At 68.8% G+C, this 26,238-nt stretch carries 31 protein-coding genes and 1 pseudogene; 14 read left to right on the forward strand and 18 right to left on the reverse strand.

Features of this window, described 5'->3' with window-relative positions:
• Nucleotides 1–2 precede the first annotated feature (2 nt).
• Genes bioF through BR39_RS0118155 form a run of 3 tightly spaced genes read left to right on the forward strand, consistent with a single transcriptional unit; the run spans nucleotide 3 to nucleotide 2,736 of the window.
• Nucleotides 3–1,157 carry an 8-amino-7-oxononanoate synthase gene (gene bioF / locus BR39_RS0118145; RefSeq protein WP_029914820.1) on the forward strand — a complete coding sequence of 385 codons (1,155 nt, stop codon included), beginning with the start codon at nucleotides 3–5 and terminating at the stop codon, nucleotides 1,155–1,157.
• Nucleotides 1,157–1,831: a dethiobiotin synthase gene (gene bioD, locus BR39_RS0118150; RefSeq protein ID WP_029914821.1), complete on the forward strand. Its 675-nt coding sequence runs from the start codon at nucleotides 1,157–1,159 to the stop codon at nucleotides 1,829–1,831. The genes bioF and bioD overlap by 1 nt, the downstream gene beginning before the upstream one ends.
• Nucleotides 1,828–2,736, forward strand: a complete 909-nt coding sequence (locus tag BR39_RS0118155; protein WP_029914822.1) for a Gfo/Idh/MocA family protein — start codon at nucleotides 1,828–1,830, stop codon at nucleotides 2,734–2,736. Before bioD ends, BR39_RS0118155 begins: the two co-directional genes overlap by 4 nt.
• Nucleotides 2,737–2,752: 16 nt before the next feature.
• Here the strand turns inward: BR39_RS0118155 and BR39_RS0118160 are convergent, their stop codons facing one another.
• Together BR39_RS0118160 and BR39_RS26585 are read right to left on the reverse strand one after the other, a co-directional pair.
• Nucleotides 2,753–3,079, reverse strand: coding sequence for a hypothetical protein (locus tag BR39_RS0118160; RefSeq protein ID WP_029914823.1), 327 nt, complete (start codon nucleotides 3,077–3,079; stop codon nucleotides 2,753–2,755).
• Nucleotide 3,080: 1 nt separating this feature from the next.
• The gene (locus tag BR39_RS26585) at nucleotides 3,081–3,893 is read right to left on the reverse strand and encodes an AraC family transcriptional regulator (RefSeq protein ID WP_051695885.1); all 813 of its coding nucleotides are present in this window, start codon (nucleotides 3,891–3,893) and stop codon (nucleotides 3,081–3,083) included.
• Nucleotides 3,894–4,010: 117 nt separating this feature from the next.
• Between BR39_RS26585 and BR39_RS0118170 the strand changes: the two genes are divergently transcribed.
• On the forward strand, nucleotides 4,011–4,778 hold the full coding sequence (locus tag BR39_RS0118170; RefSeq protein WP_051695888.1) for a DoxX family membrane protein: 768 nt from the start codon (nucleotides 4,011–4,013) through the stop codon (nucleotides 4,776–4,778).
• Here the strand turns inward: BR39_RS0118170 and BR39_RS0118175 are convergent.
• The 13 genes from BR39_RS0118175 to flbT all read right to left on the reverse strand — a co-directional run bounded on the left by BR39_RS0118175 (nucleotide 4,737) and on the right by flbT (nucleotide 16,337).
• Nucleotides 4,737–5,810, reverse strand: a complete 1,074-nt coding sequence (locus BR39_RS0118175) for a fatty acid desaturase (RefSeq protein ID WP_051695891.1) — start codon at nucleotides 5,808–5,810, stop codon at nucleotides 4,737–4,739. The genes BR39_RS0118170 and BR39_RS0118175 overlap by 42 nt on opposite strands.
• A 201-nt stretch (nucleotides 5,811–6,011) precedes the next feature.
• Nucleotides 6,012–6,275: a hypothetical protein gene (locus BR39_RS0118180; protein ID WP_029914831.1), complete on the reverse strand. Its 264-nt coding sequence runs from the start codon at nucleotides 6,273–6,275 to the stop codon at nucleotides 6,012–6,014.
• Between the two features lie 192 nt (nucleotides 6,276–6,467).
• A complete protein-coding gene (ssb, locus tag BR39_RS0118185; RefSeq protein ID WP_029914833.1) occupies nucleotides 6,468–6,980 on the reverse strand; it encodes a single-stranded DNA-binding protein in 513 nt (170 codons plus the stop codon).
• Between the two features lie 152 nt (nucleotides 6,981–7,132).
• Nucleotides 7,133–7,522, reverse strand: coding sequence for a hypothetical protein (locus BR39_RS0118190; RefSeq protein WP_029914835.1), 390 nt, complete (start codon nucleotides 7,520–7,522; stop codon nucleotides 7,133–7,135).
• A 16-nt stretch (nucleotides 7,523–7,538) separates the two neighbouring features.
• The gene (locus BR39_RS0118195; protein ID WP_029914837.1) at nucleotides 7,539–8,210 is read right to left on the reverse strand and encodes a hypothetical protein; all 672 of its coding nucleotides are present in this window, start codon (nucleotides 8,208–8,210) and stop codon (nucleotides 7,539–7,541) included.
• Nucleotides 8,211–8,289: 79 nt separating this feature from the next.
• Nucleotides 8,290–11,142: a hypothetical protein gene (locus BR39_RS0118200; RefSeq protein WP_029914839.1), complete on the reverse strand. Its 2,853-nt coding sequence runs from the start codon at nucleotides 11,140–11,142 to the stop codon at nucleotides 8,290–8,292.
• A gap of 92 nt (nucleotides 11,143–11,234) precedes the next feature.
• Nucleotides 11,235–11,789: a UDP-4-amino-4,6-dideoxy-N-acetyl-beta-L-altrosamine N-acetyltransferase gene (pseH, locus tag BR39_RS0118205; protein ID WP_029914841.1), complete on the reverse strand. Its 555-nt coding sequence runs from the start codon at nucleotides 11,787–11,789 to the stop codon at nucleotides 11,235–11,237.
• 59 nt (nucleotides 11,790–11,848) lie between these two features.
• Nucleotides 11,849–12,688: a flagellin gene (locus BR39_RS0118210; RefSeq protein WP_029914843.1), complete on the reverse strand. Its 840-nt coding sequence runs from the start codon at nucleotides 12,686–12,688 to the stop codon at nucleotides 11,849–11,851.
• Nucleotides 12,689–12,864: 176 nt separating this feature from the next.
• The gene (locus BR39_RS0118215) at nucleotides 12,865–13,188 is read right to left on the reverse strand and encodes a hypothetical protein (RefSeq protein ID WP_029914845.1); all 324 of its coding nucleotides are present in this window, start codon (nucleotides 13,186–13,188) and stop codon (nucleotides 12,865–12,867) included.
• A gap of 106 nt (nucleotides 13,189–13,294) precedes the next feature.
• Nucleotides 13,295–14,116 carry a flagellin gene (locus BR39_RS0118220; protein ID WP_029914847.1) on the reverse strand — a complete coding sequence of 274 codons (822 nt, stop codon included), beginning with the start codon at nucleotides 14,114–14,116 and terminating at the stop codon, nucleotides 13,295–13,297.
• A gap of 320 nt (nucleotides 14,117–14,436) precedes the next feature.
• Nucleotides 14,437–15,255, reverse strand: a complete 819-nt coding sequence (locus tag BR39_RS0118225) for a flagellin (protein ID WP_029914849.1) — start codon at nucleotides 15,253–15,255, stop codon at nucleotides 14,437–14,439.
• Nucleotides 15,256–15,589: 334 nt separating this feature from the next.
• Nucleotides 15,590–15,952 carry a flagellar biosynthesis regulator FlaF gene (flaF, locus tag BR39_RS0118230; protein WP_029914851.1) on the reverse strand — a complete coding sequence of 121 codons (363 nt, stop codon included), beginning with the start codon at nucleotides 15,950–15,952 and terminating at the stop codon, nucleotides 15,590–15,592.
• Nucleotides 15,942–16,337: a flagellar biosynthesis repressor FlbT gene (gene flbT, locus BR39_RS0118235; protein WP_029914853.1), complete on the reverse strand. Its 396-nt coding sequence runs from the start codon at nucleotides 16,335–16,337 to the stop codon at nucleotides 15,942–15,944. The genes flaF and flbT overlap by 11 nt, the downstream gene beginning before the upstream one ends.
• A gap of 183 nt (nucleotides 16,338–16,520) precedes the next feature.
• Between flbT and BR39_RS0118240 the strand changes: the two genes are divergently transcribed.
• From BR39_RS0118240 to BR39_RS0118270, 7 genes are all read left to right on the forward strand, one after another.
• Nucleotides 16,521–18,320: a tetratricopeptide repeat protein gene (locus BR39_RS0118240; protein WP_029914854.1), complete on the forward strand. Its 1,800-nt coding sequence runs from the start codon at nucleotides 16,521–16,523 to the stop codon at nucleotides 18,318–18,320.
• A gap of 94 nt (nucleotides 18,321–18,414) precedes the next feature.
• On the forward strand, nucleotides 18,415–19,134 hold the full coding sequence (locus tag BR39_RS0118245; RefSeq protein ID WP_029914855.1) for a cytidylyltransferase domain-containing protein: 720 nt from the start codon (nucleotides 18,415–18,417) through the stop codon (nucleotides 19,132–19,134).
• A complete protein-coding gene (gene pseH / locus BR39_RS0118250) occupies nucleotides 19,131–19,724 on the forward strand; it encodes a UDP-4-amino-4,6-dideoxy-N-acetyl-beta-L-altrosamine N-acetyltransferase (protein ID WP_029914856.1) in 594 nt (197 codons plus the stop codon). Before BR39_RS0118245 ends, pseH (BR39_RS0118250) begins: the two co-directional genes overlap by 4 nt.
• Before the next feature lie 105 nt (nucleotides 19,725–19,829).
• Nucleotides 19,830–20,213 (forward strand): hypothetical protein, encoded by a 384-nt coding sequence (locus tag BR39_RS0118255; RefSeq protein WP_029914857.1) that lies wholly within the window; start codon nucleotides 19,830–19,832, stop codon nucleotides 20,211–20,213.
• A gap of 77 nt (nucleotides 20,214–20,290) precedes the next feature.
• The gene (locus BR39_RS26805) at nucleotides 20,291–20,458 is read left to right on the forward strand and encodes a hypothetical protein (protein ID WP_197026728.1); all 168 of its coding nucleotides are present in this window, start codon (nucleotides 20,291–20,293) and stop codon (nucleotides 20,456–20,458) included.
• 100 nt (nucleotides 20,459–20,558) lie between these two features.
• Nucleotides 20,559–21,428, forward strand: coding sequence for a MoxR family ATPase (locus BR39_RS0118265; RefSeq protein WP_029914858.1), 870 nt, complete (start codon nucleotides 20,559–20,561; stop codon nucleotides 21,426–21,428).
• A 73-nt stretch (nucleotides 21,429–21,501) separates the two neighbouring features.
• The gene (locus BR39_RS0118270; RefSeq protein ID WP_029914859.1) at nucleotides 21,502–22,335 is read left to right on the forward strand and encodes a hypothetical protein; all 834 of its coding nucleotides are present in this window, start codon (nucleotides 21,502–21,504) and stop codon (nucleotides 22,333–22,335) included.
• Here the strand turns inward: BR39_RS0118270 and BR39_RS0118275 are convergent.
• Both BR39_RS0118275 and BR39_RS0118280 read right to left on the reverse strand, forming a co-directional pair.
• The gene (locus tag BR39_RS0118275; RefSeq protein WP_029914861.1) at nucleotides 22,332–22,703 is read right to left on the reverse strand and encodes a hypothetical protein; all 372 of its coding nucleotides are present in this window, start codon (nucleotides 22,701–22,703) and stop codon (nucleotides 22,332–22,334) included. The two genes, BR39_RS0118270 and BR39_RS0118275, sit on opposite strands and share 4 nt — an antisense overlap.
• Nucleotides 22,704–22,737: 34 nt before the next feature.
• Nucleotides 22,738–23,553, reverse strand: coding sequence for a universal stress protein (locus tag BR39_RS0118280; protein ID WP_029914862.1), 816 nt, complete (start codon nucleotides 23,551–23,553; stop codon nucleotides 22,738–22,740).
• A 152-nt stretch (nucleotides 23,554–23,705) separates the two neighbouring features.
• Between BR39_RS0118280 and BR39_RS0118285 the strand changes: the two genes are divergently transcribed.
• From BR39_RS0118285 to BR39_RS25410, 3 genes and pseudogenes are all read left to right on the forward strand, one after another.
• Nucleotides 23,706–24,347, forward strand: a complete 642-nt coding sequence (locus BR39_RS0118285; protein WP_156035827.1) for a YfbR-like 5'-deoxynucleotidase — start codon at nucleotides 23,706–23,708, stop codon at nucleotides 24,345–24,347.
• Nucleotides 24,325–25,336 (forward strand): annotated as a pseudogene (locus tag BR39_RS0118290) (NAD regulator); the annotation flags it as partial. The gene BR39_RS0118285 and the pseudogene BR39_RS0118290, both read left to right, overlap by 23 nt.
• Before the next feature lie 44 nt (nucleotides 25,337–25,380).
• Entirely contained in the window at nucleotides 25,381–25,767 is a 387-nt protein-coding gene (locus BR39_RS25410; protein WP_035018653.1) for a hypothetical protein, read from the forward strand.
• A 28-nt stretch (nucleotides 25,768–25,795) separates the two neighbouring features.
• Here the strand turns inward: BR39_RS25410 and BR39_RS0118300 are convergent, their stop codons facing one another.
• The gene (locus BR39_RS0118300; RefSeq protein ID WP_029914865.1) at nucleotides 25,796–26,224 is read right to left on the reverse strand and encodes a DUF1801 domain-containing protein; all 429 of its coding nucleotides are present in this window, start codon (nucleotides 26,222–26,224) and stop codon (nucleotides 25,796–25,798) included.
• Nucleotides 26,225–26,238 lie beyond the last annotated feature (14 nt).

Below are 26,238 nucleotides of genomic sequence, written 5' to 3' on the forward strand. Positions count from 1 at the left end.
TGATGCACAGTCTGGACACCTACGCCGCCGACAAGATCGAGCGCCTGGAGGCCGCCAGCCTGCTGCGCCGCCTCAAGCCCACCCGGCGCTCGGCCGGGGCGTTCGTCGAGCGCGACGGCCGCAAGCTGCTGTCCTTCTCGTGCAACGACTATCTGGGCCTGGCCCATCACCCGGCGGTCAAGGCCGCCGCCCAGGCCGCCATCGAGACCCACGGGGCCGGCTCGGGCGCCTCGCGGCTGGTGACCGGCGACCATCCGCTGCTGTCGGAGCTGGAAGGCCGGCTGGCGCGGCTGAAGGGAACCGAGGCCTGCGTGGTGTTCGGTTCGGGCTACCTGGCCAACACCGGCGTCATCCCCACCTTCGCCGGCAAGGGCGACATCGTCTTCGTCGACGAGCTGGCCCACGCCTGCATCTGGGCCGGGGCCCAGCTGTCGGGCGCCCGGATCGTCCCGTTCGCCCACAACGACAGCGACCACCTGGCCGCCCTGCTGGCCGAGCACCGCTCGAGCGCGCGCCACGCCATCGTCGCCACCGACGGGGTGTTCTCGATGGACGGCGACATCGCCCCGCTGGACTGGCTGTCGGCGGTCTGCGAGGCCAACGACGCCTGGCTGCTGTCGGACGACGCCCACGGCGTCGGCGTCCTGGCCGAGGGCAAGGGTTCGGCCGCCCTGTTCCCCGAGGCCCAGATCCCGCTGCAGATGGGCACCCTGTCCAAGGCCCTGGGCTCGTACGGCGGCTATGTCTGCGCGTCCCAGGCCGTGGTCGACCTCCTGAAGACCCGGGCCCGCACCCTGGTCTACACCACCGGCCTGCCGCCGGCCGCCGCCGCCGCCGCCCTGGCGGCGCTGGACATCATCGAGGCCGATCCGGCCCTGACCGCCCTGCCCCTGGCCAAGGCCCGCGCCTTCACCGAGGCGGTCGGCCTACCGCGCGCCGCCAGTCCCATCGTGCCGGTGATCATCGGCGAGGCCCAGGACGCCCTGGACGCCTCGCGCGCCCTGGAGGCCGAGGGCTTCCTGGTCGTCGCCATCCGCCCGCCCACCGTGCCGGCCGGCATGGCCCGCCTGCGCATCGCCTTCAGCGCCGAGCATCCCGACGACGAGATCGCCCGCCTGGCCGAACTGGTGAAGCCCTACGTCAAGGCGGCCGCCTGATGCCGGCCCTGTTCGTCACCGGCACGGGCACCGACATCGGCAAGACCTATGTCAGCTGCGCCCTGATCCGGGCGCTCCGGGCCAAGGGCGCGGTCGTCGACGCCTTCAAGCCCGTGGTCAGCGGCTTCGATCCCAAGGACGCGGCGGCCAGCGACCCGGCCCGCCTGGCCGCCGCCCTGGGCGCGCCCGGCGACGTCTTCCGCATCGCCCCGCGCCGCTACCGCGCTCCGCTGTCGCCCAACATCGCCGCGCGGCTGGAGGGCGACACGCTCAGCCTGGACGACATGGTCATCGACGCCGTGGCCCGCGCCGCCGAGGTCCGCGACGGCCTGCTGCTGGTCGAGGGGGCCGGCGGGGTCATGTCGCCCCTGACCGACGGCGAGACCAACCTGGACATGATCGCCGCCCTGGGCGCGCCGGTGCTGCTGGTGGCCGGCTCGTACCTGGGCACGATCAGCCACGTCCTGACCGCCCTGGTCGCCCTGCGCGCCGCCAGGGTCCCGGTCGCCGCCGTGGTGATGAGCGAGAGCCTCGACGCCCCCAACCTGGACCAGACGGCCCAGGCCCTGACGCCGTTCCTGGACGGCGCGCCGCTGTTCCTGGCCCCGCGCGGCGACGCCTGGGACGCCGGCGCCCTGGCCGACCACCTGCTCAACGCCCTGGGGACCTCATGACCTCGCGCATCGCCCCGCTCCGCATCGCCATGATCGGCCTGGGCGACATCGCCCGGAAGGCCTACCTGCCCGTGCTGGGTCCACGTCCCGACCTCGACCTGGTCTTCGTCACCCGCGACGCCCGGACCCTGGTCGAGCTGGGCGCCGCCTGGCGGGTCGCGCGCCTGCACGCCGAACTTGACGCGGCCCTGGCCGAGGGCCTGGACGGCGCCCTGGTCCATGCGGCGACGGCCGCCCATCCCCAGATCGTCCGCCGCCTGCTGGAGGCCGGCGTGCCGACGATGGTCGACAAGCCCCTGGCCGACAACGCCGCCGACAGCGAGGCCCTGGTCGACCTGGCCGAGACGCAAGGCGTCTCGCTGATGGTCGGCTTCAACCGCCGCTTCGCCCCGGTCTATCGCGACGCCGCCGCCCTGAAGCTGCCGCTGGCGGTGATGCAGAAGAACCGCGCCGATCAGGCCGACGAGACGCGCCGCGTGGTGTTCGACGACTTCATCCACGTGATCGACACCCTGCGGTTCCTGGCGCCGGGCGCCGGCGAGGCGCGGGTGCACGGGCGGGTCGTGGACGGCCTGCTGGAACACGTGGCCCTGTCGCTGTCGGGCGGCGGGCGCGACGCCCTGGGGATCATGAACCGCACCAGCGGGTCGAACGAGGAGACCCTTGAGGTCTCGGGCGCCGGCGCCAAGCGGCGGATCGTCGACATGGCTCAGGTGATCGACCAGGGCTCCCAGGATCACCTGGCGCGGCGCGGCGACTGGACCTCGGTGGGCCGCCAGCGCGGTTTCGAGGGCCTGTGCGAGCACTTCCTGGGCGCCGTGCGCGAGGGGCGCCGCCTGTCGGCGTTGGATGCGCTGGAGACGCATCGGTTGTGCGAGACGGTGGTGCGGGAACTGGGATCGTAGGCTTCGCGCGCCGCGCCTAACGGGACTGAAGCCGTCGGCCTATCCACAGGGCTGCCGCCACGAACCCGAGCGACGCCGCCGCCAGCCAGATGAGATCGACGGCGCCGTAGACCGCAACGCTCAGCGGCTCCGCGGCGAACGCGGCCCAGTGACCTGGCGGGCCATATCGTCCTCCCCAGACGAAGAGGAACCCGCTGCTGGCCAGCGATGCGAAGTTCCACGCACACCAGCCGATCGACAGGCCGCAGACGGCGAGAACGGCCAACCATTCGCCCCAGCCGTATCGCAGATAGGCGTACAGGGCGTCCGGCCAGCGGCGCTTCGGTTCGGTGGCTGAACCCATCCTAAGCCGTCTTCCGCCACGCCGTCGGCGACAGGCCGAAGGCCCGCCGGAACGTGGCGTTGAAGTGCGAGATGTCGTTGAAGCCCACGTCGAAGGCGATGCGCGTGACGGGCTCGGCGGTGTCGGTCAGGCGGTCGGCGGCGGCCCGCAGGCGCGCGCCGATCAGGTACTGGCGCGGGCTCTCGCCGGTCATGGCCCGGAACAGGCGGATGAAGTGGAAGCGGCTGACCTGGCCCATGGCCGCCAGGCTGTCCAGTTCGCAGGGCTCGGCATAGGCCTCGTCCAGGTGCCGGATCACCTCGCGGATGCGCCGCCGCTCGGTCCCGACGGGCGCGACGGGACGCGTGTCGCGGCCCAGGGCCAGGGCGCGGGCGGCCAGGTCGATCACCTCCTCTTCGCCCAGGCGCAGCCCGCCGGCCGCGCGGCGCACGGCGCCGTACAGCGGCGCGGTCTCGCGCGACGGGGCCAGGGCCGAGATCGCGAAGTCGGCGTCGTCCAGGCCGCAGTCGTTGGCGACCTCGGCCAGGAGGTCCGGATGCAGGGCGATCACCGCCCGGCGATTGCCGGCGGCGTCCAGGTGGCGGCAGTCGAAGGCCTCGCCGGCGTTGCCCAGCAGGATCGCGCCGGGCTTGGCCTGGGCGCGGCCATGGCGGCCGGCGTAGTCGAAGGTCCCCGCCACCACAACGCCGATGACCGGACCCGCATAGCACTTGCCGATCGGGGCCCTGGCGTCGGTGGCGCAGCGCGCCTCGCCGGCGCCGTACAGCGGCGAGCGGGCGGGCAAGGCGGGGCCGTGGGACTCGACACGAAACATGCAGGCGCCTCCGTCGGGGTGCGCGGCCATAGAACCCGTCCGGAGGCCGAAGCGCAACAAACCCCAAGCCATGCGCCGGAGGCCGAGCCAAGTTCGGAACGTTCAACGGGAGGGATCATGAACCGCGACGGCGCACTCTACGGCTCGGGCGCCATGGCGCTGGGGATCATTGGCCTGGGCTTCGGCGACTTCGCCCTGCAATGGCAACCCGTGCCCGAGGGCGCGCCCGGCCGGCATGTCCTGGCCCTGGCCAGCGCGGCGCTGATGCTGGTCCTGGGCGCCGGCGTCCTGTGGTCGCGCACCGCCCGTCTCGCCTCGGCGGCGTTGGCCGTGGTCTATCTGGGCTGGGTCGCCCTGCACGGCCCCGAGGTCGCCGCCGCCCCGACTCGGGTCGCCTCGTGGCTGGGCGTGGCCGAGACCCTGTCGCTGTCGGCCGGCGGCCTGGCCCTGTTCGCGATGTCGGGCGGGACGCCGGACGCCCGGCTGCGGCTGGCCGTGCGGCTGATCTACGGCGTCTGTCCGCTGGTCTTTGGCCTGAGCCATTTCGCCTATGCCGACTTCACCGCCAAGATGGTGCCGGGCTGGATCCCCTACCCGCTGTTCTGGGCCTATGCGACGGGGACAGGCCACCTGGCGGCCGGCCTGGCGATCCTGTTCGGGGTGGCGTCGCGGCCCGCGGCCACCGCGCTGACGGCGATGATGGCGTGCTTCGTGGTGATGCTGCACATCCCGCGCGTCATGGCCTCGCCCGGCAGCCATCTGGAATGGACGATGACGGCGGTCGCCCTGTCGCTAACCGGCGCGGCCTGGGCCCTGCGCCAGGCCTTGCCGCCGTCGCAGCCGTCAGGCGCTCTTGCGTTCGACCGTGTCGGCCTCGACCGCTAGGACCGGCGCGCCGCCGGCGCGGGCGAACAGCTTGGCCAGGGCCACGAACAGGCCCTTCTCCTCGACCCGGTGATAGGGCGAGGTCGCCGCCAGCCGGGCCGACAGCCGCGCATGGGCCTTGCCCAGGTTGTGGTACGGCAGGCGCGGCAGCAGGTGGTGCAGGGCGTGGTAGCGCAGGCCGACCGGCGCCCACAGGAACGGCAGCAGGGCCGGCGGCGGCACGTTGACCGAGTCCAGGAACTGCTCCTCGAAGCTCATCATCTCGCCGTCGTTGTGCCAGTAGTGGGCCGCCAGGGTCCGCAGCTGGTTGACGAAGGTGGCCAGCGAGAACAGCACGAACCAGGTCGCGACCACGCGGACGGGCACGAAACCGGCGACCGTCGCGGCGGCCACGCCCCAGCACCACAGCCAGCAGCCGATCTCCTGGGCCAGCCAGTCGGGCCGCGTCCTGTCGTTGTCCTCGCGCACGAAGTCGGGATTGATCACCAGGGCCGACAGCTTGGTCCTGACGAAGCGGCGCACGGGCGGGACCACGAACGACAGCGGGACCAGGACGCCCGAGCGCAGGATCACGCCCAGCGGGGCCAGCAGCGAGATCGCCGTGAACAGGCCCAGCTTGAACGGCGAATAGCGGCCCAGCGGCAGGTATTCCGGGTCCTTGGCGGTGCCAAAGCGATGCTTGGCGTGGTGCAGGTTGTGCACGCCCTCGTACATCATCGACGGCGTCATCAGCGGCACGCCGACCAGCAGGTTCCAGCCCAGGCGGAAGCCCGGCACGTCCTTGGGCCGCAGGTGGCTGATCTCGTGGATGAACGACAGGCCGCGATAGATGGCCAGCAGGCCGACCAGGCCGGCGGCGATGACGATTCCGGGATGGCCGGCCGTCGCGGCGATCCACAGGCCGCCCCAGGCGGCGGTCGCGGTCAGGGCCAGGTCCAGCCAGTAGATCCGGCGGTCGGGCGCCGTCAGGTCGGCGGTCAGGCCGTGGGCCTGGCGCACCAGGCCGCCCTCGTCTTTCTGGGGTTGTCCCACGGTCTTCTCAATCCCCGATTCCGACTCGAGCGCCTCGACGCGCTTGCCTTCCGCGCCCCCGAGGTGGCGCGCCGCCCTTCGAAATTCAATGGCCATACGGACGAAAGGCGTCCACCAGGGATAAACCAAAACGGCCGGCGCCGAAACGCCGACCGTTGTCGCAGCCGGACGCGGCGCCGATCGCCCTGTTTGAAGGCTCGGTCAGCCCAGCGCCTTGAGGACGAAGGCCGCCCAGGTCATGGAGGGCTCGAGATCGCCGCTCATCAGCTTGCGCTTGGGCGGCGCGCGGAACCGGTCGTTGATCCAGTCGCGGATCGCGAGGTCCAGGCTGTTGGCCCCTACGCCGATCTGAGCCAGCGTCTCGTCAGGGCCCGGCGGATCCTCCCGAAGGTCGCGCGCGCGCACGAAGAGGGCGACGCCGACGACGAGGACCTCCTCGTCGGTGGGACCCGCGGACTCGGCCATCCCTGATCTCCTCGCAAGGGGAGCCCGCGGGTCAGGCCGACAGGCCTGGCGCGTCCCCGGAAGCCAGGATCACCAGGGGGACCGGTTCCAGCAGTGGCCCAGCCCACCGCGCGGTCGTGAGAAAGCGCACACGAAAAAGCGGCCGGCTCCCGGGAACCGGCCGCTGTTCGAGCTCTGGCGTCGCGACGACGCCTAGAACGGGATTTCGTCGTCCAGGTCGGCCGAGAAGCTTTCGCGCGGGCCGCTGGGCTGGCTGCGCGGCGCGCCGCCGCCGAACCCACCGCCGCCGCCGCCGCCGCCGCCGGCGTAGCCTTCGTCATAGCCGCCGCCCGCCGACGCGCCGGCGCCGTCGCCGCGACCGCCCAGCATGGTCAGTTCGCCGCGGAACTTCTGCAGCACGATCTCGGTGGAGTACTTCTCCTGGCCCGACTGGTCGGTCCATTTGCGGGTCTGCAGCGAGCCCTCGATATAGACCGTCGAGCCCTTGCGCAGGTAGCTCTCGGCCACCTTCACCAGGTTGTCGTTGAAGATCACGACGCGGTGCCACTCGGTCTTTTCCTTGCGCTCGCCGCTGGTGCGGTCGCGCCAGCTCTCCGAGGTGGCAATGCGCAGGTTGGCGACGCGGTCGCCGGAGCCGAGGGAGCGGATTTCGGGGTCGGCGCCGAGGTTGCCGACCAGAATGACCTTGTTGACGCTGCCCGCCATGGGAAGACCTTCGTTCTCGCCCGGCGACCCAACGCGCCGGAATCTGGCCCGGACGTTAACGACCTATCAACGCCGAACGCAAGGTTTGTTCCACAAATGTTCCTGTGGAACAAGAGCGGTTATCCACCGCCCTCTTCCTCCGGCCCTCCCCGTTACTGGGGCGGCATGGCCCCCGGGACCGCCAGGCGGCCGTCGCCCGTGCGGACCAGCGACATGAACCGGGCGCCTTCGTAGGTGTCGCCCAGATAGATGCCTTCCTTCTGCAGGAAGATGAACTTGCCCTGGTAGGCGCCGGTCATCTCGCGGCTGGGGCTGCCCAGGCGCACGAAGCGCAGGCGCATGCCCTCCAACTCGGCCGCGCAGAGCTCGAGACTGGGCACGTTGCGGGCCACCGGGTTGAACTTCAGCGTCCCGTCCTTCTGTTCGATCACGTGCATGCAGACGCCGGCCTCGAACGGGGCCTTGGTCTGCTTCTCGCAACCGCTCAGGCCGACAACGGCGGCGGCGGCGACGAGCGAGAGGGCGACGACGGGAAGGCGCATGGGTCTTGGACTCTCTCTAGGCCGACGGGATGGAGCAGCCCTGCCCCAGGTCGATGATCGAATGGAAGGTGCGGTTGTCGGACGAGGATTCGACCTTGCCCGGCACGATGCGCAGGGTTTCGTCGCCCCAGCGGCCGTAGGTGGCCCCGCCCGCTTTCTCGCACTTGCCGCCCGAGATCTGCTGGGCGCAGGCGTTGACGGTGATCTCGCCCGGCAGCTTGCGCCATTCGCCGCCGGCGTAGCGCCAGCAGACCGCCAGGGGCGTGCTGGCCGCGGTCGGCGTCGGGGCGGCCGGCGTCGCGGCCGGCGCGGGCACGGTCAGGGCCTCGGGCGGCGGCGGCAGCGGGGTCAGGACCGTGCCGGCCTGGTCGGCGGCGGCCAGGGCGCCGGTCTCGTCGACGCCCACGTCCAGGGCGCCGGTGGCCACGCCGTTCTTCTTGGCGCACTCGGCCAGGGTGATCTCGCCGACGAACTGGCCGCCGACAAAGCAGCGCAGCGGGCGGTTGGCGTCCAGCTTGTTGTCGTCGGCGCGGCCGGTCTCGACGATCAGGCCGGCGCGCGAGGCCGGCGGATCGGCGGTCGGCGACTTGTTGCCGTGCATCACGGTCAGGGCGATGCCGAGGCCCGCGATCAGGGCCAGGGCGGCGCCGCCGCCCAGCAACACGCGTCGATCTTTGAGAAGTTCCATGATCCCTGGCTACGACGCGGTGATGACGCTTTCAAGTCCAAGGCTCAAGACGGCTTCCAGGGCCGTCGCGGCGCGCGCCCTAGCCGCCGCCGGTCAGGCGATCCAACGCCGCCTGGTAGTTGGCGATCTGGTTGGTCAGATAGGTCGGCACCGTGCCGGTGGCGTTGTTGTTCGAGGAGGCGGTCGCGTCGGTGCGCTTCACGCCGTTGGCGGTGTCGGCCATCTCGCGATAGGCGTTGCGGACCGCCGACAGGGCCTTGGTCATGGCCGACACGGCGGCGTTGCGGCCGACGTCGGTGGTCAGGTCCAGGCCCGTGTCCAGCGCGAAGCCGTAGATCGGCCCCTTGCCGTCGGCCGAGACCGTCTGGCCGTGATCGGTCTTGGTGTTGCGGACGATCCCCGGCTTCAGCCCCAGCGATTCCAGCACGTCGGTGCCGCCCTTGCCGGGCAGGATCTCGACGGTCGAGGTGGTTTGGGACGGGCTGATCCGCAGGGTGCGGTTGTTGCCGACGCTGCTGAACTCGACCTTGGCCGCGTAGCCCGTGGCCTTGCGGATCTTGTCGGCCAGGGTGTCGAGCGTATCGTCCTGCTCGATCTTGATCGTGGTCAGGGTGCCGCGCGCCCGGGTGCGGACCTGGAAGGTGTCCCCCGCCCGCGCCGAGGTCGCAGAGACGATCTTGTCGGACTGGGTGAAGTCCATCTTGCCGCGCGGGATGCCGAAGACGTCCAGGGTGCTGGAGCCCGACGCGTCGACCGCGATCGAGGTCGGCGTGGCGTAACCGTCCTTGCCGGTCAGCCGCTGCTCCCAGGAGGCCTGACCGGTGGCGACGTTGATCTGGGCGACGTAGCCGTCCTTCGTGCCGACCGTGGCCTCGCCCGCCAGGTCCTTGCCGGCCGAACCCACCAGCCAGGCCTGGCCGTTGGAGACCGCCATGCCGGTGACCGTGTCGTCGCCCGTCCCGCCGTAATAGGCCAGGGTGTCCTGGCTCTTGTCGGCCAGGTCCAGCGACAGGCGGGCCACGAACCCGTCCGAACCGCCCGAGGCGGCCTTGGTCTTGTTGTCGACGTCCAGCGCGCCGTTGGTGGTCGAGCCGCCGATGTAGAGCTGGCCGTTGTCGATGGTCAGGCCGGCGATGTTGCCGCCCTTCAGCGAACCCAGGTCGCGCGTCGCGCCCTCGGTGAACGTCGCGGCCTTGGTGTAGGTCGTCGGTTCGGTGACCCAGACTTCCTTGTCGTTCAGATAGGTGCGCGGCTCGGTGACGATGGTGGTCGAGACGTCGAAACTGCGAAGCATCGCCTCGCTGCCTTCCTTGCTGGCCACCACCACCTGCGTGCCGTTGACCACGATGCCGGAGACGGTGTCGTCGTTCTCGCTGCCGAAATGGGTGGTGAACAGCGCCTTGGGCGTGCCGGCGATGTCGGTGGCGAAGGCGCTCAGATAGCTGTCGTAGCCGCCTTCCGTCGCGCCGGTGGCCGAGCCCGGGATGTCGGACTTGGTGCGGCCGCCCACATAGACCACGCCGTCCTCGCCGAAGGCCACGGCCGTGGCCTCGTCCTCCAGCATGCCGCCGCGGCGGACCGTCCAGGTCTCGTCGCCCTTGGCGTCGTAGAGGGTCACGAAGCTGTCGGTGAGCGTGCCGGCCGAGTCCGAATTGATCGGGCCGTTGGTGGCGCCGGCCAGGCTGCCCGCCACCGAACCGGCGATGGCCACCTGGCCGTCGTCCGAGATGGCCATGTTGTAGCCGGTGGCGGTGTTCGAGGCGCCCAGGGTGCGGGCGTAGAGCAGCTTGCCCGACGAATCGTACTTCAGCAGGGCGACGTCCTGGTCGCCCTTGATCGTCTGGGTGCTGGTCGTGCCGTCAACATCGGCCAGGACGTAGAGCGAGCCATCGGGGCCCGTCATCGTCTTGTGGACCGTGCTGATCGTGCCTTCCAGCGTGTCGGAGAACACCTTGGTGCCCGGCTGGCCGGCCGTGCCGGGGCCGTACTTGGTCAGGGTGTTCTCGATCACCGCGTCGTCGGTGGTGGTGTCCTTGTCCGGATCCGGATTGCCGGCGGCCGTGGTGATGTAGACCGCCGGCTTGGCGGCCGGGGCCGAGAAGGTCAGGGTCTCGGTCAGGTCACCCTTGATCTGCAGGGCGAAGTCGTCGCCGGTGGCCGGCAGCTTGACGGTCTGGCCGTTGACCGTGGTGGTGCGCTCCTGGCCCACCGTGCGGTTGACCGCGAACTGGGTGTCGAAACCGGCGTCCGAGAGCTTCTGGTTGAAGAACGAGACGACGTTGGCCATCGTCCGCGGCGTCGAACCCATCTCCGACAGGTCCATCGTCACGTCCGTCGCCACGCCGAACTTCTTGACGTTCATCGTGAAGCTGACGTTGCCCTTGAACGTGGGCACCTCGTCGTCGACCTGGCCGCTGTAGATCGTGTTGGTGACGTAGTTGTAGTTGTTCTTCGGCACCCCGACGGTCGACTTGTCGCTGGTCATGACCGTGCCGGTCGTCAGGCGCATGCCATCGGTGCTGAGGTTCTGGACGTAGCTGTTGACCTCGTTCAGCCCCTTGCTGAACACGGCCTGCAGCCGCTTGATCTCGCTGTCGGTGACGCCCTTCTCGGCCGAGCGGTTGGCGATCGCCGACAGGGTGTTGAGCGCCTGATAGGCGGCGAACAGCTTCTTGTAGTCGCCCGAGATCGTCGGGGACGCGGCGACGGCCGCAGCCTCGTCGACGAACTTGCGGCCGTTCAGGGCCGCCTTGACCAGGTCGCTGGGCTCGCTGGTCATCGTCGTCCAGGGCGAGCTGGGCACCGTCTTGCCGCCCGAGGAGGACGGAGCGGACGACGAGGACTGGTTGGTCGACGCGGTCGCGTTCGCGGCCAGGCCAGCGTTCTTGGCCTGATAATACCCGAGCAGCAGACTGGAATCGAAAGTGATCACAGCGGGTCCCATCGGGACGCACTACGCCCCACGATTCGATTGTCCGCGATGATCGCTGACGTTTCGTTAAGACGTATGAATCGAAGTCGGGATCAGGCCGCGATCAGGTGGGCGTCGGTCAGCGAGCGCCGGACCTCGCCCCGCAGCTCGCGCCATTCCTCGGCCAGGATGCCCAGCAGGACCACGTCCCGGGGCTCGCCGTCCTTCAGCACGTGGCCGCGCAGATAGCCTTCGCGACGGAAGCCGGAGGCCGCCTGGGCCTTCAGCGCCGCGTCGTTGTCGGCCATGACCTCGGCGAAGACCTTGTGCAGGCCCAGCTCGCCGAAGGCGCGGTCCAGTCCCAGCACCTGAGCGGCGCGCCCCACGCCCCTGCCCCGCGCCTCGGCCGAACCGAGGAACCAGTTCCAGCCGGCGCGACGATGATGGCTGAGCAGGCCCGTCAGGGTCAGAAGGCCCGACGGTTCGCCGGCCCGGACGATCATCCAGCCGCGCATGTCGGGATCGGAACGCAGGGCCTGGAACCAGGCGGCGTGGGCCTCGCGGCTCGGAAAGGCCGCGTCGGACATCCACCGGTCGACTTCCGGTTCGCCCCGCCATTGGAACAGGACCGCCTCGTCGCCGTCCGTCAAATCGCGAAGCTCGATCATACCGGGTCGATTCTCCCAACTAGCGTGGCGGAGAGTCTACCCCGCGCGGGGCCTCAGGCCTAGCTGCCGCCGTTGAACAGCGACAGGATGATCTGCGGCGCCTGGTTGGCGATCGACAGCGCCTGGGCGCCGAGCTGTTGCTTGACCTGCAAGGCCTGCAGGCGCGCGCTTTCCTTGGCCATGTCGGCGTCGACGAGGTTGCCCACGCCGGTCTCGAGCACGTCGTTGAGCTTGGACACGAAGGTGTTGTGGGCTTCGATCTGCTTGGCTTGCGAGCCGATCGAGCCGACGGCCTGGTTCACCGCCGTCATCGTCGCGTCCAGGCGCGACAGCACGCTGGCGGCCAGGGTCTGGGTGTTGATCTTGTCGTTCAGCGACAGCGTGTTGATCGTGCTGCTCAGCGACAGGTTCTGCAGGTTCAGCGTGATCACGGTGGCGGCGTCGGCGTCGGCCAGGAACGTGATGTTGCTCGGCTCGCTGCCGTTCAGGATGTTGGCGCCGTCGAACGTGGCGCTGTTGATCACCTGCGTCATGTTCTTCAGCAGGCTCTGGAAGTCGGCGTTCAGCGAGTTGCGCGACTGGGTCGACAGCGAGGTGTCCTTGGCGGCGACCACCTTCTCGCGCATCTGGGTCAGCAGATCCGAGACCGATTCCCCCGCGGCCAGGGCCACGTCGGTGATCGAGGTGGCGCGGTCCAGGCTCATCTTCACCGCGTTCAGGGCCGAGCGGTCGGCGCGCTGATCCTGGGCGATCGACCAGACCGCGGCGTTGTCCTTGGCGCTGGAGATCGCGAGACCGGTGTTGATGCGCGACTGCACGCCGCCCATCTCGTCGTTGGTCTTGTTCAGATTCTGCAGGGCGATCAGCGCAGGCTGATTGGTGTTCACGCTCAGCGTCATCACGGTCTCCGAACGGCGGTTCTTGCCAATGTGGCTCGGAACGCGATTCGGCGGCCGAGCAGGTCGACCGTGAACTTGAGGCTCAGGGAGTAAGAATATGGTTAACGCGCGTAAACCATGTTCCGCCTGCGACGCCAGGTCGCGGCGAACACGGTCCTAGGGGGCGGAGCGCCCTCTCAGGTCAGGCCGTCGAAAACCTCGCCCGGGTCGTAGTGCTCGGCCTGCTTGAAGCGGAGCACGTCCTCGCGGGGAAACTGCTGCAGGACGTCGCCGGTCCGGCGATCGACCGTCTTGTAGACGTACGAACCCGAAACGGGATCCTGCTCGATCACCAGTCGCAGGTCGCCCGGTTGGGGGCCCGCGGCGGCGGCCGGCTTCTCCGGAGCCTCCGAAACGACAGGACCGCCCGCGGGTTGGCCCGGGACGGTGTAGGCATTGGCGGCCGAAGACGGCGCGGTCGGTTCTGGTATCGGCTGTGTCAGTGCGGCTTTGGTTTCCATTACTCCTATCGTCGCCGGGTCACGGCGGCGCCTCTGGTGAACCCTCCTCCCGGCTCAAGGCCGACGGAAGGCGGGGACGGGCCCGAAGGCCCGCCCCCAGGTGTCCCTATCGGAACAGGCTCAGGATCGAGCCGGTCGACTGGTTGGCGATCGAGAGCGCCTGGATGCCCAGCTGCTGCTTGGTTTGCAGCGACTGCAGCTTGGCGCTTTCCTTGGCCAGGTCGGCGTCGACCAGGTTGCCCACGCCCGCGTCGAGGCTGTCTTGCAGCTTGCCGACGAAGGTCAGGTGGGTGTCCAGGCCGGTCGAGCTGGTGCCCAGCGAAGCCAGCTTGTTGGTGGCGGTGCCGATGGCCTTGCCGACGGTGTCGATCATGGTCTTGGCGGCCGCGGCGGTCGTGAAGGTCGACGTCGTGGTCATGCCGATACCCTTCAGCGACAGGGTCTTGGAGCTGACCGTGAACTGCGAACCGTCCGAGTTGGCCAGGAAGGCCAGCTTCTGGGTCGAGCCGTCGGCGATCGACACGCCGTTGAACTTGGCGTTGGTGACGGCCTTGGTGATCTGGTCGCGCAGGCTTTCGAAGTCCGACTTCAGGGCGTTGAACGAGGCGGTGTTCAGCGAGGTGTCGGAAGCGGCCAGGGCCTTTTCCTTCATCTTGCCCAGCAGGTCGGTGATGGTGTCGCCGGCCGCGAGGGCCACGTCGATGGTCGACTGGCCGCGTTGCAGCGAGTCCTTCACGGCGTTCAGCGAGCTGGAGGTGGCCGACTGGTTCTTGGCCATGGCCCAGATAGCGCCATTGTCCTTGGCGGTACCGACCTTCTTACCGGTGTTGATGCGTTGTTGCGTGACCTGAAGCTCGCTGTTGGTGGCGTTCAGGTTTTGCAGGGCGATCATCGCGCCGGCGTTCGTGTTGATGCTATTCAGCGGCATCGCAACAGTTCCTATTCAAGGGTTCCGACGTCATTTTGACTGCCGGGAGCTTTTTGCTCATCGAACTAGGAAGCAATGATCGGGCCAAAACTGCCCAGTAGGCAGAAATTGCCAACAGCTTGAAATTGCAAAGTTATAGTTTTGTTTACTGTGATTTTGATGGGCAATAACTGCCGAGCGACATATCGCCTCGGCAAAATATGCCGGGCAATTTTAGGTTGGCTTCGGACAATTCGACGAACGCCGGTCCGTGGAAAAAGAAATGCCGGACGGTCCGTAGACCGTCCGGCTTTGATCGCTTCTTGGAGCCTAGTCGCCGATCACTTGAAGAGCGACAGGATCGACTGAGGCGTCTGATTGGCGATCGACAGGGCTTGAACGCCCAGTTGCTGCTTCGTCTGCAGCGACTGCAGCTTCGCGCTTTCCTTGGCCAGGTCCGCATCGACCAGGTTGCCCACGCCCGAGTCCAGGCTGTCCTGCAGCTTACCCGTGAAGGTCAGGTGCATGTCCAGACCGGTCGAGCTGGTGCCCAGGCTCGCCAGCTTGTTCGTCGCCGTGGTCATCGACTTGGTGATCGTGTCGATCATGGTCTTGGCCGCGGCGGCGGTCGTGAAGGTCGAGGTCGTGGTCAGACCCAGGCCCTTCAGCGACAGAGTCTTGGCGCTCACCGTGTAGGCGACACCGTCCGAGTTGCTGAGGAACTGCAGCTTGGTGGTGGTGCCGTCGACGAGGCTGACGCCGTTGAACTTGGCGTTGGTGACAGCCTTGGTGATCTGGTCACGCAGCGAGGTGAAGTCCGAGACCAGGGCGTTGAACGAGGCGGTGTTCAGCGAGGTGTCGGAAGCGGCCAGGGCCTTTTCCTTCATCTTGCCGAGCAGGTCGGTGATGGTGTCGCCAGCGGCAAGGCCGACATCGATCGTGGACTGACCGCGCTGGAGGGAATCCTTCACGGCGTTCAGCGAGCTCGACGTCGCGCTTTGCATCTTGGCCATCGACCAGATCGCGCCGTTGTCCTTGGCGTTGGAGATCTTCTTGCCGGTGTTGATGCGTTGCTGAGTGTTTTGGAGCTCCGAGTTGGTGGCGTTCAGGTTTTGCAGCGCGATCATGGCGCCGGCATTGGTGTTGATCGAGTTCAGCATGGTGTTTCTCGCCATTTTGGGAGGATTGCCCCGGCGTTTTGCCGGTCGGGCGTTTTGCCCGCGGGAACCATCGCAAGCGGCGGGCCAATCGGCGCCGCACGGAGAGAATCGCTAAATCGCTGTTTTGAAATGGATTTTTTGAATACCGCGTTCGCTGCGGCGCCGCCGATCGCCTGCAGAAACAGCCGGGCGGCAGCTTTTACCGGAAAGGTTTGCCGTCGGGGCCGCGGCCCCCTGCCCGGTCGTCCGCGCATTGAAAAGGCGGGCGCCGAAACCGACGCCCGCCCCGCCATGACGGCTCAATTCAAGCTGGCCCGCCGGAGGCGGGCCGGGATCAGGCCCCGTCGGAACGGCCGGCCAGGCCCTGCATGATCATGCGGTTGATCTCGATCAGCGGCTCGAAATCCTCCTCCTTGCGCATGATGGCGCTGGAGTGGCGGCCGACCCAGAGGCTGAGCGAGATGATGCTGGCGCGCAGCTGCACCGGCAGGGTGTTCTCCGGCAGCGCGCAGTCGGTCGCCAGGGCCGACCACACGCGCCGGTTCCAGTCGAGCGCGTCGATGCGCGTGGCGATGTCGTCCGCCGGCGCTTCGGACGCGGCCATGAGGGCGCGCGTCACCTGACCGAACAGACGGTATTCCATCTCGCGCGGGTTTTCGGTCCGCGTCGCCGTCTGTTGATAGGCCCTAAGAGACATGCCCCAACCTCTGATCTTCGTACTCGATTAGCTTCCGGCTCAGCATGAGCGCCTTGTAGTACTCGCGGGCCATCACGTGCTTGGAGATGGCGATGCAGTCGCCCAGCACGTCGGGATTGCGCACCACGCCCATGAATTCGGTCAGGCGGGTGGCGAATTCCTCGTACTGGCGCTCGGCGCCGGCCTCGTCCAGGTACATCATCATGACCGGGAAATAGATCCGGCGCGCCGGCGTCGTGGCTTCGTCGGGCTGCATGATGTCCTTCTCACGCAGCACGGAGGCCTTGTTCTGGAGGACCAGCACGCCGCGACGGTCGCCGTTCTGGACGACCGCGCCGTTCAGCACGAATTTCTCGCCGGGTTTCAGCGACAGCTTCAATGGCACAAGGCCGCTCCCTCTTGCATTGCCGTGTCGCCCCATCCGCCGGAATAGCGGTTCGGAGCAGAAGCTAGGCGGAGGCGGTTAACGTCCCCTTGCCAAGCCTGCGACCGGGAGACGCAGCTTAGGATACAATTAAACATACTGACCCAGAGGATGACTCTCTCCAACCGCCAAGGCCTTCAATAGATGTCCCGCAGTCGCGACACCCAGATCTCGGCCGCCGCGCTGGCCGTCGCCCAGGAATCCGTCGCCCAGGCCGTTAACCTTGGCTTCCAGACCGCGACCGGCGACGCCGCCTCGGCCGAGGCCCTGGAGCGGCTGGATCGCCAGGTCCACGAGGTCCGCAACCGGGAAGCCTCGCGGCAGCTGGAGCGCTCGCTCCGCGCCATGCACAGCGGCGACTTCGCCAAGGGCGAGAAGCTGGCCCTCAAGGCCCTGGAGTTCGACGACAAGCTGGGCGTGGCCTGGCACGTGCTGGGCATCGCCCGCGAGAAGATCGGCGATTTCGCCGGCTCGATGCACTGCTACGAGGCGGCGCTGAAGCTGCTGCCCAACCACGATGGCGTCGCCGGCGACCTGGGCCGCCTGGCCTTCCGCCTGAACATGCCGGAAATCGCCGTGAAGTTCTTCGCCCACTACGTCCAGGCCCGCCCCGGCGACCTGGAGGGCGTCAACAACCTGGCCTGCGCCCTGCGCGACCTCAATCGCTGCGAGGAAGCCATCGAGGTCCTGCGCCCGGCCATCAACGACAATCCCGAACAGCCGCTGCTGTGGAACACCCTGGGCACCATCCTGTGCAGCCAGGGCGACGGCAAGACGGCCCTGACCTTCTTCGACGAGACGCTGCGGCTGGCCCCGCGCTTCGGCAAGGCCTACCACAACCGCGCCTACGCCAAGCTCGATCTGGGCGACGTCGAGGGCTCGCTGGCCGACTGCGACCGGGCGATCGCCTTCGCCGAATCCGCCGAGGACTTGGCGACGATGCAGTTCGGCCGGGCCACCACCCTGCTGTCCCTGGGCCGGGTCGGGGAAGGCTGGAGCGCCTACAAGGCCCGGCTCTCGAAGGACCTTAGCGACGCCCCGCGCTTCACCATCGACGCCCCGCGCTGGAGCCCGGGCATGGACCTGGCCGGCAAGTCGCTGATGATCTGCGCCGAGCAGGGCCTGGGCGACGAGGTGATGTTCGCCAACATGCTGCCCGACGTAGTCGAGGCGCTGGGGTCCGACGGCAAGTTGACCCTCGCGGTCGAGCGCCGGCTGGTCTCGTTGTTCCAGCGCTCGTTCCCGAACGCCGCCGTCTTCCCGCACAAGACCGTCGCCTACGAGGGCCGGGTCTATCGTGGCGCGCCCGAGATCGAGGACTGGAGCGGCGTCGACTTCTGGGCCCCGATGGCCGACCTGCTCGAGGTCTTCCGGCCCAGCCTGGCCGCCTTCCCCAACCGTCCCAACTTCTTGACAGCCGATCCGGCGCGGGTCGCGCACTGGCGGCGGGTCCTTGAGGAGAGCGCCCCCAAGGGCCCCAAGGTCGGCCTGCTGTGGAAGAGCCTGAAGCTGAACGGCGAACGGGCCCGCCAGTTCTCGCCCTTCCTGCTGTGGCGTCCGATCCTGGAGGTTCCGGGGGTCACCTTCGTGAACCTGCAGTACGGCGACTGCAGCGAGGAGATCGCCCTGGCCAAGGCCGAGTTCGGCGTCGACATCTGGCAGCCGCCGGGCATCGACCTGAAGCAGGACCTCGACGACGTCGCCGCCCTCTGCTGCGCGATGGACCTGATCGTCGGCTTCTCCAACGCCACCACCAACCTCGGCGGCGCCTGCGGCGCGCCGATCTGGATGCTGACCGGCGCGGCGTCCTGGACCCGGCTGGGCGCCCAGACCTGGCCCTGGTACCCGCGGACGCGCTGCTTCATCACGCCGGACTTCAACGACTGGAACCCGACCATGCGCGAGGTCGGCGCCGCCCTGCGCGAGCGCTTTCCGGCCGCTTGACGGAAAAGGCTTCGCCACGAGGCCACCGCATTTCGGCGGTAGACGAACGCCGGAGTTCGGGCTTGAAGTTCCGGACCTAACCTTGAGTACGCCCTTGCCGCTCGCCATCCTCCAAGCTCGCATGTCGTCGACGCGGCTTCCCGGCAAGGTGTTGGCCGATCTGGCCGGCAAGCCGATGATCCTGCGGCAGATCGAGCGCCTCAAGCGCGCCACGCGACTGCAGCGGATCGTGGTGGCCACCTCCGACCAGGCCAGCGACGATCCGCTGGCCGTCTGCCTGATCGCCGCCGGCGTCGAGGTGTTCCGCGGATCGCTGGACGACGTGCTGGCCCGCTATATCGGCGCGATCGAAACCTTCGGTCCGACCCGCACGGTGGTGCGCCTCACCGCCGATTGCCCCCTGGCCGACCCCGACCTGATCGACCAGACCCTGGCCCTGCACGAGCGCTCCGGCGCCGACTACACCTCCAACACCCCCGCCCGGCGCAGCTTCCCCAAGGGGCTGGACGTCGAGGTCTTCGAATCCGTGGCCCTGAAGATCGCCGCCGACGAGACGAGCGACCCCTACGACCACGAGCACGTCACCCCCTTCCTCTACCGCCACCCCAACCGCTTCAAGATCGAGGGCCTCGAACAGGCCGCCGACGAGGGCGACGTGCGCTGGACGGTGGACCGGCCCGACGATCTGGACTTCGTCCGCGCGGTGTACGATGGACTCTACGCCGCCAATCCGACCTTCACGTCGGACGACGTCCGGGCCTTCGTGCGGGGCCGGCCGGACCTGGCCGCCCTGGGGGGAGATCGCCGCGTATGACCACTGGAGCCTCGGACGCCCCGTCCCACGCCGTCGTCCTGCGCGACGTGACCGAAGGCGATCGTCAGAGGCTGCTGGACTGGCGCAACAGTCCCGACGTCGCGGCCTACATGTACACCGACCACAAGATCGGCCAGGCCGAGCACGACCGCTGGTTCGACGGCATGGCGAGCGACGCCCGCCGCCGATACTGGGTGATCGAGGTGGACGGCGAACCCGTGGGCCTGGCCAACCTGGCCGACATCGACGCCAGGAACCGCCGCTGCGCCTGGGCCTACTACCTGGCCAGCCCGTCGGTGCGCGGGCTGGGCGTGGGGTCGTATATCGAGTTCTGGATGATCGAGTACGTCTTTGGTCCCCTGGGCTTCGACAAGCTGTGGTGCGAGGTGCTGCTGTCCAACGAGAGCGTCTGGAAGCTGCACGAGCGCTACGGCTTCCAGCGCGAGGCGCTGTTCCGCCATCATGTGATCAAGGACGGCGCGCCGGCCGACGTGGTGGGGCTGGGCCTGCTGGCCCAGGACTGGCCGGCCCGGCGCGAGGAGATGGCCCGACGCCTGCTGGACAAGGGCTACGCGCTTCCCTTCGCATGAGGGCCTTCGCCTCGCGCGACCGACGGAACAATCGTCACGGACGACGGGTTGAATCCGGGACCGCGGGGGCGTCGCCCTCGCCCTTCTGGTTTCAGGGAGCCCGCCATGCCCACCGACACCGACTATGACGACCAGGACGGCGCCGAGGTCCTGGACGAGACCAATCTGACCGAGGACGGCGACGACATCGCCAATTTCGACGAGCTGGACGACGTCTACGACGTCACCCAGGCCGACGGCGATGACGACGAGGACGAAGAAGACGACGACTTCGACGACGAGAACGCCGACGAGATCGACGACGATCTGGAAGGCGAACGCGACGACGAGGGCCTGGACGTCGAGCGCGAGCCGCTCAGCGCGATCGCCGGCGACGACGAGGACGTCGAGGACTCGATCTCGGACGACGACGACAGCGCCGCCGACTTCGAATCCACCGAGCTGGCCGAGGACGACATCGAGTCGCTGGGCTACGCCAAGGAGAGCTGAGACGTTCAAGACGGCCGGGCCGGCGTTGAAGCTGTATCCCCGCGCGCCTAGATTCATGAGGCGATAGGAGACCCGCCATGTCCGACGCCTCGCCCGAATCCGACAATGACGACCCGACGGAATATCTCGAGGACCAGTTGGAGGAAGGGCTGGAGGACAGCTTCCCGGCCAGCGATCCGCCGTCGGTCGCCCGCCGCCACCGCAAGCCGCCGCCCGAACTGCTGAAACCGCGCGACGGAGCCTGACCACAAGCCGGCTTGATCCGGCCGACCGTTGGTCTGTAGGTTAGTCCTGATTTGAACAACTGTTCGAGGCGGTTCGCTGGAGCCGCCGTCAGGAAACCGTATGAGCTCGCGCTTCGAAGGCACCGCCGATTACGTCGCCACCGACGACCTGAAGGTCGCCGTCAACGCCGCCGTGGCGCTGGAACGTCCCCTGCTGATCAAGGGCGAACCCGGCACCGGCAAGACCGTGCTGGCCTACGAAGTGGCCAAGGCGATGAACGCGCCGCTGCTGACCTGGCACATCAAGTCCACGACCAAGGCCCAGCAGGGCCTCTACGAATACGACGCGGTGACCCGCCTGCGCGACAGTCAGCTGGGCGACGAGCGGGTCAAGGACGTCCGCAACTACATCAAGAAGGGCAAGCTCTGGGAGGCCTTCGAGGCCCCGGTCCGCCCCGTCCTGCTGATCGACGAGATCGACAAGGCCGATATCGAGTTCCCCAACGACCTGCTGCAGGAACTGGATCGCAACGAGTTCTACGTCTACGAGACCGACGAGACGATCGCCGCAAAGGTCCGGCCGATCATCATCATCACCTCGAACAACGAGAAGGAGCTGCCGGACGCCTTCCTGCGCCGCTGCTTCTTCCACTACATCCGCTTCCCCGAGGAGGCGACGATGCAGGCCATCGTCGACGTCCACTTCCCGGGCATCAAGCAGAAGCTGGTCGCCGAGGCCCTGCGGATCTTCTACGACATGCGCAAGGTGCCGGGCCTGAAGAAGAAGCCGTCGACCTCGGAGCTGCTGGACTGGCTGAAGCTGCTGCTGGTCGAGGACATCGACGAGTCCACCCTGCGCGAGAAGGACCCGACCAAGCTGATCCCGCCGCTACACGGCGCTCTGCTGAAGAACGAGCAGGACGTCCACCTGTTCGAGCGCCTGGCCTTCCTGGCCCGCCGCGAGGGTTCGGGGGCGCGGCCCGGGCAATAGGGCCGTTACCGCGATTTCATTGGATTTCCGAGCGCCGCCGGACCACGTTCGCGTCGAACGGGAGATTCCTTTTATGCGACACCTGACGCTGCTGGCCGCCGCGAGCCTGGTCGTTCTCGCCGGCGCCTGCTCGCCCAAGGTCGAGGTCAGCCATGGCGACCACAGGACGCCCGGCAAGCGCGAGCCGCTGCGGGCGATCAGCCGGCTGGACTGCCCGGACAAGCAGGGCGAGCTGACGCGCGTCAGCGCCGCGCCCGACGGCCAGACCTGCCTCTACAGCGGCCAGAACGCCGAGGTCACGCTGAGCCTGGTGGCGCTGAACGGCGGCGACGCCGAGGCCGCCCTGGCGCCGATCGAGGCCGACCTGAAGACCCTGATGCCGGCGGTCAAGGCGCCCCCTCCCCCGCCGCCCGGCGGCAAGGCCCGTGGCGACAGCGCCAAGATCAGCCTGCCCGGGATCAAGATCGACGCCCACGACAAGGGCGCCGACATCAAGATCGGCGGCCTGACGATCAACGCCAACGACGACACCGCCGAGGTCAAGGTCGCCAAGAACGTCACGATCCGCGACGGCGACAGCACCAAGCGGGTGACCGAGCGGACCAGCGGCGGCAATTCCAACGTCAGCGTCCAGTCCACCAACGAGGACGAGGGCGACACCGAGATCCACGCCACCAACGACGGTGCCCAGATCCGCCAGCGGCGGGGCGGCGACGGCGTGCGCGCCACCTTGATCCTGGCCAGCGACAAGGCCGTCAGCGGCTACCGCGTCGTCGGCTACGAGGCCCGCGGCCCCAAGGGCGGCCCGCTTGCCGTGGCCGTGGTCAAGGCCAAGGGCCGCGACGGCAGCGACCACGACATCTTCGAGGACATGAAGACCCTGGTCCGCCACAACGTCGGCGGCTAGATCGGCGTCACCTCCATGACCTTGTAGGTCAGCGGCCGGCCGTCGTCGTCGGTGACGGTGACGTATTCGCCCAGGGCGAAGCGATGCTGGCCCAGGCGGTGGACGGGCTCGTCGTCCAGGTCCTCGCCCTCGTCATAGTCGAAGAACCAGCGCTCGCCGCGTCGGTTCAGGCGGCCGTCGGCGGCGTCCTCGTCGGGGGCGAAGCGGCGGACCACGCACTCGTCCTTGGCCTTGGCGTAGGCCGCGGCGTCCAGGTGGCCGTCCTCGGTCAGCGGCGCGGTCAGGGCGTAGCCCCGGTGGTCGTCGCCTCCCGCGAACTCGGTGCCGGGATTGCGGGCCAGGCGCATGACGATGCGTGACAGGGACATTTGAACGCCCTCCTTCTTCTTTTGGAACAAAGCTCTAGTGCGACAGGAACAGCGAAGGTCCGTCGCTGTTCAGCAGGCTCCGGGTGGTGCCGCCGAAGATGAACTCCTGCAGGCGCGGGTGGCCGAAGGCGCCCGCCACCAGGAAATCGGCGCCCACGTCCTTGGCCGCGCCCAGCAGCAGGGCCGAGGCGTCGCCGCCCGTCCCCTCCAGCACCTTGGGCTCGGCCTTGACGCCTCGGGCCGCCAGGAACGCGACCAGGCGCTCCAGCTCGAAATTGCGCGACGAGGCGCCCGGCGCCCCGGCCACCACGACCTTGGCGGCCTTCTGCAGCAGCGGCAGCGCGGTGCGCATGGCGCGGCTGGCCTCCTTGCCGCCGTCCCAGGCCACCAGCACCGTGCCGCCGACCTTCAGGCCCGGCCGGGCCACGACCACGGGGCGCTGCTCGTCGGCGATCATCTGCTGGAACGACTCCGCCAGCGGGCCCTTGCCGCGCGCGGCGGCGCTGTCGAACACGATCACGTCCGACAAGCGGCCCTCCGCGGCCAGGCCGGCCCAGACGGGCGATTCCAGGCTGATCGCGGTGGCGCGGGCGTAGCCCAGCTCGGCCACCAGCTTGTCGACGGCGTGATGGCCCTCGACGGCGGCTTCCTTCAGGCTCTCCAGCGCCGTGACCTGCACGCCGCCCATGAAACCCTCGCCCATCCAGGGCATCAGATCGGCCATGTCGGCCGGCGCATGGACGCAGGCCAGCTCGGCGTCGAAACCCTCGGCCAGCGTCTTGGCCGCTTCCAGGACGCCCCGGTCGGCGGCGGCTCCGGCCAGCGGCGCCATGATTCTCGCCCAGCTCATGATCGATCTCCCGGGTCTAAGCATTCACACGGTGAGGCATTTCCACAGACAACGGCCCGGCCCTCATTGATCTTTGTCAACCGATGGGCCAACCCAGCTAGAGTGGGGCCAGACTGTGTAAGGCCTGCACCTTCACCGTAAGGAACGATCTCGTGGCCAAAGGGCTGCATAAAACTCCGCCCCGGGCGTGGCAGCGCATGCTGTCGGGCCGCAGGCTCGACCTGCTGGACCCCTCGCCGATGGACATCGAGATCGAGGACATCGCCCACGGCCTGGCCCGGGTGGCGCGCTGGAACGGCCAGACCACCGGCGAACACGGCTTCTCGGTGGCCCAGCACAGCGTGGTGGTCGAGGAGATCGCCGCCCATATCAAGCCCGACCTCGAGCCGAAATGGCGCCTGGCCGCCCTGCTGCACGACGCCTCCGAATATGTGATCGGCGACATGATCAGCCCGTTCAAGGCGGCGCTGGGCATCGGCTACAAGGATTTCGAGGCCCGGCTGGAGGACGCCATCCACATCCGCTTCGGCCTGCCGCCCAAGGTCCCGGCCGCGATCAAGAAGCTGATCAAGCAGGCCGACCGCGCCTGCGCCTTCTTCGAAGCCACCCAGCTGGCCGGGTTCGAGCACGCCGAGTCCCTGGCCATCTTCGGCCCGCCGCCGGCCGGCTACGATCTGAAGATCCTGCCCCTGCCGCCGTTCGAGGCCCAGGCCCGCTACGTCCAGCGCTTCCACGTGCTGTCGCGCGCCGCCGGCTTCGAAAGCGCCCCCGGCATGGCGTTCGAGACCGAATGACCGGGGGCGGATCGACATCGGTCGTCATCGGCCTGTCGGCGGTCGTGGTGGCGATCCGCGACGGCGAGGCCGTGGTCCTGACCGTGCGGCCGCACGACGCCGTCACCGACGTGGCCAGCCCCCTGCCCGGCCTGCCGTTCGGCCCGTTCGACCCGGCCGGCCACCGCACCTTCGAGCTGGGCCTGCGGGCCTTCGTCACCGAGCAGACCCGGTTCCAGCTGGGCTATGTCGAGCAGCTCTACACCTTCGGCGACGAGGGCCGCGACGCGCCGCGCGCCGAAATGGGAGCCGGGGCGGCCCGGATCGTCTCGGTCGGCTATCTGGGCCTGACCCCGACGGCCGTCGAGACCCAGGTCCCCGACACCGCCTGGGCGCCCTGGTCGGCCTTCTTCCCCTGGGAGGACTGGCGCCACGGCCGCCCCGCCCTGCTGGACGAGGCCATCGCCCCGGCCCTGCGCCGCTGGGCGGGCGAGGACGCCGGCAAGTGGTCGCGCGCCCGCCTGGCCTTCGCCCTGGACGGCGCGCCGTGGAACGAGGAACGGGTCCTGGAGCGCTACGAGCTGCTCTACGAGGCGGGCCTTGCCCCAGAGGCCGCCCGCGACCGGGCCCGGGCCGAGGGCCACGATCCGGCCGAGCCCGCCGCCCTGTCGGCCGCCCTGGGCGAACCGATGATCTCGGATCACCGCCGCATCCTGGCCACCGGCCTCTCGCGCATCCGGGGCAAGATCAAGTACCGCCCGGTGGTGTTCGAGCTGATGCCGACCGAGTTCACCCTGTCGGCCCTGCAGCGCACGGTCGAGGCCATCGCCGGGGTGCCGCTGCACAAGCAGAACTTCCGCCGCGTGGTCGAGCGCGAGGACCTGGTCGAGGGCCTGGGCCGCCAGGACGCCGACACCGGCGGTCGCCCCGCCGAGCTGTTCCGCTTCCGCCGCGAGATCCTGACGGCGCGGCCGGCCATGGGGTTGTCGCTTCCGTTGCTGCGGGACTAGGCGTCGCATTTGCCTCCTGGCCCTTCAACGCTAGGCTGACCGGCATGGCGAACCTCTCCCGCACACACCTGATCGCCGGCGGCGCGGCCGTCGTCGTGCTGGCCGGCCTGGGCGCGGGCCTGGCCGCCTATGTCCTGCGCGACACCCAGGCCGAGGCCGTCGATCACCGCACCGACGACGCCGAGGCCGTCCAAGGTGCCCGGATCGCCGTCGCCGACCGTTTCCCGGAGGCCCAGGGCGTCGACTTCGGCAAGACCTTCGTCCACTGGGACGGCGAAATCCCCTCCGTCTGCGGCGAGGTCGACATCGTCGAGGAGCAGGACGGCTTCGACGGCCCCGAGCGCTTCGTCTGGTCGCAAGGCGACCTGAAGCTGGAAGAGACCGACGGCAGCGACGCCCTGGACCAGTCGTGGAGCGATCTTTGCGTCTGAGGCCCGCCCTCTCTTGGAGAGAGGGCGTCTAGGACTTCGCTCGCCCCAAGGCGTCCGCGACGACCTCCTCGAACACGTCGAGGTCCAGGTCCTTGGTCGACCTGAAGCTGATGCAGTATCCGGTGACCTTGGCCTTGCCGAGCCGCGCCCCATAGGTCCGCGACAGGTAGGTCTTGTCCTCCAGCCCCATGACGTAGAGCGACAGCCCGGACGTATTTGCGCTGAGGCCGATCTTGTAGAACGGCCGCGACTCCCCGTTGGCGTAGCCCAGCGTCTGCGAGCAGTAGCCGATGTTCGGGTTGGAGACGACCTTGCCGTCGGCGTTCCTGCCGTCCAGGAACCAGAGCTCGGCGTCGGGCGAGAGCTCCAGGATACGCCGGTGCAGGTCGCGCAATTCCTCGCGCTTCGCCGGAGGCTGGCCGTCGATATAGCGGTCGACCTGTTCGCGCACGTCCATGCCGGGACTTCCTA

Source organism: Caulobacter sp. UNC358MFTsu5.1 (genome assembly GCF_000712075.1).
GTDB lineage: Bacteria > Pseudomonadota > Alphaproteobacteria > Caulobacterales > Caulobacteraceae > Caulobacter.